This window comes from Inquilinus limosus (assembly GCF_002195995.1).
Classification (GTDB): domain Bacteria; phylum Pseudomonadota; class Alphaproteobacteria; order DSM-16000; family Inquilinaceae; genus Inquilinus; species Inquilinus limosus_C.
Map to the genome: position 1 here is coordinate 22,153 of NZ_NHON01000081.1, position 6,982 is coordinate 29,134.

The window sequence follows — 6,982 nt, forward strand, 5'->3', positions numbered from 1 at the left end:
GCGTCCTCCCTGGCATCGCGCCCTCCCTGCAAGCGCCGGTGGCGCCTGGCCGGCGCCGGAACCGGGCTGGCCGTCATTGTCTATTGTCTAGTATTTGTGAGTTACTAAACTAAACAAATTCGATGCGCAACAGTGAACCGGAGCGAGAGTCACGCGAGGCCCAGCATCGCGCGGGCTTCCTGCGGCGTCGCCACCTCGCGGCCCATCGCACGGGCCATCCGGGCGATGTGGCGGACCAGGTCCGCATTCGACGGCTGCCCGAATTCCCGGTATGGGTGGTCGCCGAGGCCGATCGAGATGTGGCCGCCCCCGGCGATGATCTTCGTCGCGATTGGGATCACGCTTCCGCGATGGCAGCAGGCGATCCATTCGACGGACCCGTCCTGTGGCAGGAAGGCCTGCTGGGCCTCCAGCCCTCGCCGGTTGCCCGGATGTGCCGCGATGAAGGATGGGCCGCCGAACACCAAGAGGAGCGGCGCCGGACCCTTGACCGCGCCCGTCTCGAGAAGGGCCGACACAGCCCTCGTCCAACTGACGTTGAAGGAGGTGAGATAAGGTGCGAAACCCAGTGCCTTCGCCTCTTTGAGGAAAAAGTCGACGGTCTCGTATGAGTTGATGAACACCTTGTCCCGGGAGACGAAGCCTCCCTTCCCAGCCTCATACAGATCCAGATTCACGGATCCTGGCTCGACCACCAGAAAATCGGATCTCGTGTGCGGGTTGCCCGCATTGTCCCTGAGATTGCCGATTCGCTCCGCCGCTGTGGCGCCTGGCGCGTTTGCGAGCGAGGGCGCCAGCAGGAGGTCGCAGCGGTCGCGGATCGCGGCGATGGCGGCGCCATAGCCGGCCGTACTGTGGTTGGGGCCGCCGGTCGAGGTGCGGGCATGGAAATGGATCATCGAGGCTCCCGCGTCGCGGCACTCGGCGGCGTCCCGGCCGATCTCCTCCGCAGACCAGGGGACGTGCGGGTTTGCGTCGCGCATCGCATTCTCGTTCGGGCGGACCTCGATGATCAGCTTCTTCATAGGTAACCTCGGTAGAGTTTAGTAACGTTGCATTCCTCATATTGCTAAACTAAACTCCACGCAATCCCGATCGGGAACGGAGACGTCGTGAGGAGGTGCCGTTGACATCAACAGCGGAAGAGATCGCGGCTCTGGGCGCGAGGACCGTCGTCCTCGAGCACGGCAGCCGCCGGGTGCTGGTCATGGACTCCATATCCTTTGCGACGGTCGAAGATGCGGGGCAGGTTGTCGTGACCGGCTCCCATGGCGGATCGAGCGCTGGGGAGTATGCCGCGGGCGTTGCGCCCGCCGTCGTGGTCTGCAACGACGCCGGCTTCGGCAAAGGCCGAGCCGGCGTTGCCGGCATGGCGGCGCTGGACGGACTAGGCGTCATGGCGCTGGCGGTGTCGCATGCCTCCGCGCGCATCGGCGACGGCATGGACAGCTGGCGGAGCGGTGTGATCAGCTTCGCCAACAAGACGGCAATCCGCGGCGGGTTCCGGCTCGGCGACGATCTCGCGCCGGCTCTCGCGCGCCACCTGGAGCAGCCGGCGACGCCCCCACGAACCCTCCAGCCCAGCCCGCGGGCCTCGGCGTTCCGGACGGTGGTCCACGAGGCCGCCGGACGTCGTGTCGTGGCGATGGACAGCATCTCGTTCATCACTCCGGAGGACCGGGGGCAGATCGTGGTCGCGGGGTCGAACGGGGGGATGGCGTCGGGGCTGGTGGCTCGACAATTCCAAACCGCATTCGTCGCTCTGAACGATGCCGGCATTGGCAAGGAGGAGGCGGGAATCGCCGGGCTTGCCGCAATCGATGCACTGGCGATCGCTGGCGTCGGCATCAGCAACGACTCCGCGGCCATCAGCGACGGCCGAGACACCTGGGAGAACGGCGTCATCTCCTACGCCAATAATTCGGCGCATCGCCTCGGGTTCAGGTTGGGGGCTCGCCTGAAGGAATCCGTGCTGCAGGCCCTGGACAGCCTGTAGTCGCGCATCGCCTCCTGCCATGCAGGACGACTGGGCTGTCCCGGAGCGGTGTCGTGCCCTGCAGTCGCCTGGCGCGCCAGCACCGTAGGAAAACCCACAGGGAGGAAGATATCGTGAAGATGCTGAGGATCGCAGTCGCGGCCGCCGCTATCGGCCTGCTCTGGGGCTGGCCCGTCTGGGCTGGAGACTATAAGTCCGAGTACAAGCTCTCGGTCGTGCTGGGCAAGCCTGTAAGCTTCGGCGTGATCGCCGAGGACTGGGCGAATGCGGTGCGGGAGAGGACGGCCGGCCGGATCAACATCCAGGTTTATCCCAACGCGATGCTGGTCGGCGGTGACCAGACGCGGGAGTTCTCCGCGCTTCGCGAGGGTGTGATCGACATGGCCCTCGGCGCCGGCATCAGCTGGTCGCCGCAGGTCAAGGAGTTCAACGTCTTTTCGCTGCCCTTCCTGATCTCGAGCAACGAGGCGGCGGACGCTGTGGTGTCCGGCCCGGCGGGAGACTACGTCTTCGACCGCCTGCGGCGGCTCGGCGTCGAGCCCTTGGCCTGGGGCGATTCCGGTTTCCGGATCATCGCCAATTCGAGGCATCCGATCCGCGCGCCCGAGGATCTGAAGGGCCTGAAGATTCGGGCCGTCGGGTCGCCCCTGTTCACCGACCTGTACGCAGCGCTCGGCGCCAACCCGACGCAGATGAGCACCGCGGATATGCAGCCCGCGCTCGCGACCGGGGCGGTGGACGGCGCCGACCAGAGCGTCGAGGGCTTCAATCTGCTGAAGCTGGTGACGCTGAGGCAGAAGTACCTGACCCTGCTGAACTACTGCTGGGAGCCCGTCGTCTTCGCAGTGAACAAGGAGGTGTGGGACAGTTGGACACCGGCAGACCAGGAGGTGGTCCGCGCCACTGCGGTCGAGCTGGGGAGCCGGATGCGCGAGCTGAAGCGCAAAGGCCTGACCCAGCAGGACGATTCCCTGCTTAAGGAGATCGAGGCGTCGGGCGTGGATGTGGCGATCCTGACGTCGGAGGAGCGTCAGCGGTTCCGCGACGCGACGAGGCCGATTTTCGACAAATGGGCGGCCAAGCTGGACCCGCGACTGGTCGAGATGGTCGAGACGTCCGCTGGATACACCGGCAACTGACGCCGCGTCCTCCGTGGGCGCTTCGATTCCCCATAGGGGCCGGATCCCGATCTTTGAGCCGACTGACCGGGGACCGATACCCGGCGACTGCCATGCCCGAGCGACATCATCCAGGCAACCCGGAGACTGACATGAACCGCCTATCCCTCGGCGACCAGATCTCGACTTCACCAAGTGACGACGTCGCGCCGTCCGGCGCCTCTCGCCGCGGCCCTGTGGCGACTTCCGACCCCGTGATGGCCGCAGGCGTCGATCGGTATCGGTTCGGTGACGTCGAGATCGTCGTGATCTCGGACGGTCCGATGCACCTTGGTCCGCCTGGTGATAACTATCCGTTGGCGCCGCGGCAGCAGCTCCAAGAGATCGTCGCGCGCGACGGCAATGCGTCTGGCGAGTTCGTGGTGCAACAGAACTGCCTGGTCGCGAGGATGCCCGGCCAGTGCCTGCTGGTGGATGCCGGCGTCGGCCCAAACCCGTTCTTTGGCCCGACCACGGGGCGCCTACGCCGGAACCTCAACGCAGCCGGCATCGCACCCGAGGACGTCACGCACGTGCTGCTGACGCACGCCCATCTCGACCATGCCGGCGGGTTGATCACGGTGGAGGGCGAAGCGGCCTTTCCCAACGCCCGGATCCTGGTGACGCAGACGGATTTCGAGTTCTGGACCCGCGAGGAATCGGTTCCACCGGGTGGGCTGCTGGCCCAGGTTGTGCGCGGTGTGGCCGCGGCGCTATTGCCATTGCGCGAGCGCATTGAGTTCATCGCCGGTGACATACCTGTGCCCGGAGTCCGCGTCGTCGCTAGCCCGGGCCATACCCTCGGCCATGTCTCATTTCTGATCTCCGCCGGCCGTGAGACGATTCTCACGCTCGGCGATGTCGCCCACCATCCGCTGTCCCTTGAGTATCCGGATTGGCAGTTCGCGGGTGATGCCGACGGTGCGCTCGCCGTATCGACGCGTCGGCGCCTATTCGACATGGCAGCCACTGAGCGATTCCTTGTGCACTCCTACCATTTCCCGCGGCCTGGCCTTGGGTTTCTCGAGCGCACCATGGGCAACTACGCCTTCGTACCGGTTTCAACAGAGAGCTGAGTGTCTTCGACTTCAAATTTGACTTGGCGAGGTAGGGATCCGGCAACGTCGGCTACGACTAGATCAGCCGGACGCCTGGTTGGGGCTCAGCCGATGCATCATTCTGGCGGGCTGCGCTTGCCGGCCGGCAATGTGATTCAAGCCGCCGACAGCATCCGGCGGGACTACCCGTTCCAACGCCGATTGACACACTGAAACTGCCACAGTGACCGGATCAGCCGGTCTGGGCTCGCGGGCCGACCTTTGAAGGCGAGCGAACTCTGAGGGGGCTTCGGCGGCATGACCACCGATCTGCTGTTGGCGGAGTCCAATGTCAGATGCGGGTGGCATGCCCGAGCCGTGAATCGCACTTGAGCGGTGACGCACAGTGGACTAGCTTTTTAAATATTGGGTTCTGCGAAACCCTGTCGTTCATGACGAAGGCTTCCGGCCATCGCTGCCAGATCGGGGCTGTACCCTCTTCCGTCGGGGTCTGTCCTTTCATCAATGGAGGAAGCCATGCATCCGCACGCCTACCGTCTGCTCACCGATTCTCCGGCCAAGAAGAAGGCCAAGAGGCTTGTCGAGATCGTTGGGTTGATGGGCTTCAACATCAAGCTGTCTCGCGCCCAGGAACTCGTCGCCCGATTGATGGGCTATAGTAGTTGGTCGGAGCTTCTAAGCACGATACGCACTACACCTGAAGTCGGTGTTCCGGATCAAATGCTGCCGCCTAAGGCTGCGGCTGAACGCCGGAAATTCCAGGTCGCGCTTCTGGTTGAAGAATTCAATATTGAGGCCTGGATCGCCAAAAGACTTCTGGCGGCATTGGCTCCGACGGGTGAGAGCTATGGTCACGATTGGTCGATGGTTGAGAAACTCGGTCTGCGTTTGAGCGATGAGGACATCGCCTGGCTTGAGGAGTCCATGGCCCTCGTCCGCGAGTTCGATGCTGCTATTCGGCCGCTCTATGCGCTATCGAATCTCCCCAACAAGGGGCTGACTCATGTGCGGCTGCAAAATTTCGTGCCGGGCAGGCGGCGGCTTTCCAACCGTCGGGCCACGAGTCCCGATGATATTGTAGAATGGGTCGCTGACAGCTTTCCCGAGGACGCTCCTTTGACGGGAGGGAAGCTAGCCGAGGTGGCCAAGCAGGCGCAATCCGCTTGCCAGGCCTTTTCTGCCTTGGATATCCGCATCCGGGCATTGGGGGCGGCTCCAATGCTCGCTCCGGTCGACTGGACCTTTCTGATGCTGTTCAGGGCCCACACGGGCGGAGGCGACAGGCGTTTCTACACGCCAATCAACCCTGAGCCATGGCTCCACATCGGCTTCGATCTTCCCGGTTTCTGTTTCAATCCCGAGAACGAGTGGAATGCTTCCCGGGCCCTGGCGTTGCAGATGGCCCTTCGCAGAGAGTTTCTCGACTCGGGGTGGACGGGTGACGGCGAGGAGTGGGAGGTGACCTTCCGAGATGGAAACTCGGCCAAGGAGGTCATCAAGGTGCGGGCTGTGTCGGCTGGCGCCGCCTATGCCTGGGCCGCTGCGGCTCGAGGGGCGATTCGCATTGCCAAACAGCAGATTGCCGGCTCCGTCTCGTTGGTGTCGATCGTTGGACCCAACGGTTCCGTCAGCCCGGAGCAGGCGCTGGCGGTCGCGGTGAATGAGACTGTGATTCGACGCGGCAGGTTGCTTGACGCAACTCGGTTGAGAGTCCGAGGTCAACGCAAAGCCGCGTAGAGAGGCAGATCAGTGTGGGCGAGCCGCACCGGGTTGCCGCGTTGATGGGAGGCCTGGTCCGGGAGCGTCATCTATCGTCTCTTGGCGACGATGCCGTTGGGCTATCTTCTCCGCATGGGCCTCAGCCGTACTTTCACTGCGACCTGCACCGAACATGGAATCCGAAACATTCGAGATCTCCCGCGAGGACCTCTATGAGCAGGTCTGGGCCACAGCGATCAGCCATCTCGCTGAAAAGCTCGGAGTGTCTGGATCCTATCTCGCTCGGGTTTGCGAGGCGCTCAATGTGCCTCGTCCACCCGCTGGGTATTGGCAGAAGAAGGCAGTTGGGAAAGCCAAACCGCGTCCTGACCTGCCGGCTGCGCGGCCAGGCGATCAACTGACCTGGGCGAAGAACAAGCCCCTCGCTGCACCCCTCAAAAGCCGTGTTTCGCGAAGGGCGGGTGGTGCGGTTGTGATAAAGGCCGTCAGACCCGGTCGCCACCCCATGTTGATTGGAGTGGAAGAGCATTTCCGTAAATCACGCAAGGTTGAGGAAGGCGAATTCCTGCGGCCCTATAAGCAAATTCTACCTGACATCGTCGTATCTGAGGCCCATCTGGCTCACGCTCTCGATCTCGCCAACGAAATTTACCGTGCCTTTCATGAAAGAGATCACCGAATCCTGTTCGCTCCGCCAGGAGAGGGGATGCATCGTATCCATATCGAAGAGCGTGAGACGCCCGGGAAAGACAGGAGATACGGGCGCTACTCGACGGGGAACATCTGGTCGCCACATAGGCCGACCGTCACGTACATTGGGGGTCGTGTCCCAGGGAGTGGTGTAGGTGACGAGGGGTCACCGTGATTTCCCGGCATGGCCGGGAAGGGTCAGGCTGTCAGATGAGGCAGGCTGACGGCGGGATGATCGCCCAAGGGGGCGACGCTTTCCAGGGTCATATAGCGGCAGCGCTGGACGGCCCATTCGTCGTTCTGCTCGAGCAGGATGGCGCCGACCAGGCGGATGATGGCGGCCTCGTCGGGGAAGATGCCGA

The 6,982-nt window shown here is 63.5% G+C and carries 5 protein-coding genes and 1 pseudogene; 4 read left to right on the forward strand and 2 right to left on the reverse strand.

Annotated features, from left to right (window positions below; translation table 11 throughout):
- Window positions 1-149: 149 nt before the first annotated feature.
- On the reverse strand, window positions 150-1,025 hold the full coding sequence (locus tag BWR60_RS28320; RefSeq protein WP_088155324.1) for a 3-keto-5-aminohexanoate cleavage protein: 876 nt from the start codon (window positions 1,023-1,025) through the stop codon (window positions 150-152).
- A 101-nt stretch (window positions 1,026-1,126) separates the two neighbouring features.
- Between BWR60_RS28320 and BWR60_RS28325 the strand changes: the two genes are divergently transcribed.
- The 4 genes from BWR60_RS28325 (at window position 1,127) to BWR60_RS28340 (ending at window position 5,948) form a co-directional block, all read left to right on the forward strand.
- Window positions 1,127-1,996 carry a hypothetical protein gene (locus BWR60_RS28325; protein WP_088155326.1) on the forward strand — a complete coding sequence of 290 codons (870 nt, stop codon included), beginning with the start codon at window positions 1,127-1,129 and terminating at the stop codon, window positions 1,994-1,996.
- A gap of 119 nt (window positions 1,997-2,115) precedes the next feature.
- Window positions 2,116-3,135 (forward strand): TRAP transporter substrate-binding protein DctP, encoded by a 1,020-nt coding sequence (gene dctP, locus BWR60_RS28330; RefSeq protein WP_088155334.1) that lies wholly within the window; start codon window positions 2,116-2,118, stop codon window positions 3,133-3,135.
- Window positions 3,136-3,266: 131 nt separating this feature from the next.
- Window positions 3,267-4,229, forward strand: coding sequence for an MBL fold metallo-hydrolase (locus tag BWR60_RS28335; RefSeq protein WP_179221984.1), 963 nt, complete (start codon window positions 3,267-3,269; stop codon window positions 4,227-4,229).
- A 498-nt stretch (window positions 4,230-4,727) separates the two neighbouring features.
- Window positions 4,728-5,948, forward strand: a complete 1,221-nt coding sequence (locus BWR60_RS28340; RefSeq protein WP_088155330.1) for a hypothetical protein — start codon at window positions 4,728-4,730, stop codon at window positions 5,946-5,948.
- Between the two features lie 870 nt (window positions 5,949-6,818).
- Here BWR60_RS28340 and BWR60_RS36585 read toward each other — a convergent pair.
- Window positions 6,819-6,982: pseudogene (locus BWR60_RS36585) on the reverse strand (IS256 family transposase); the annotation flags it as partial.

Excerpts from the sequence above, each read along its gene's own strand:
- BWR60_RS28320 (WP_088155324.1), bottom strand. The coding sequence starts at position 1,025 with ATGAAGAAGCTGATCATCGAGGTCCGCCCGAACGAGAATGCGATGCGC.
- dctP (WP_088155334.1), top strand. The coding sequence starts at position 2,116 with ATGCTGAGGATCGCAGTCGCGGCCGCCGCTATCGGCCTGCTCTGGGGC.
- BWR60_RS28335 (WP_179221984.1), top strand. The coding sequence starts at position 3,267 with ATGAACCGCCTATCCCTCGGCGACCAGATCTCGACTTCACCAAGTGAC.
- BWR60_RS28340 (WP_088155330.1), top strand. The coding sequence starts at position 4,728 with ATGCATCCGCACGCCTACCGTCTGCTCACCGATTCTCCGGCCAAGAAG.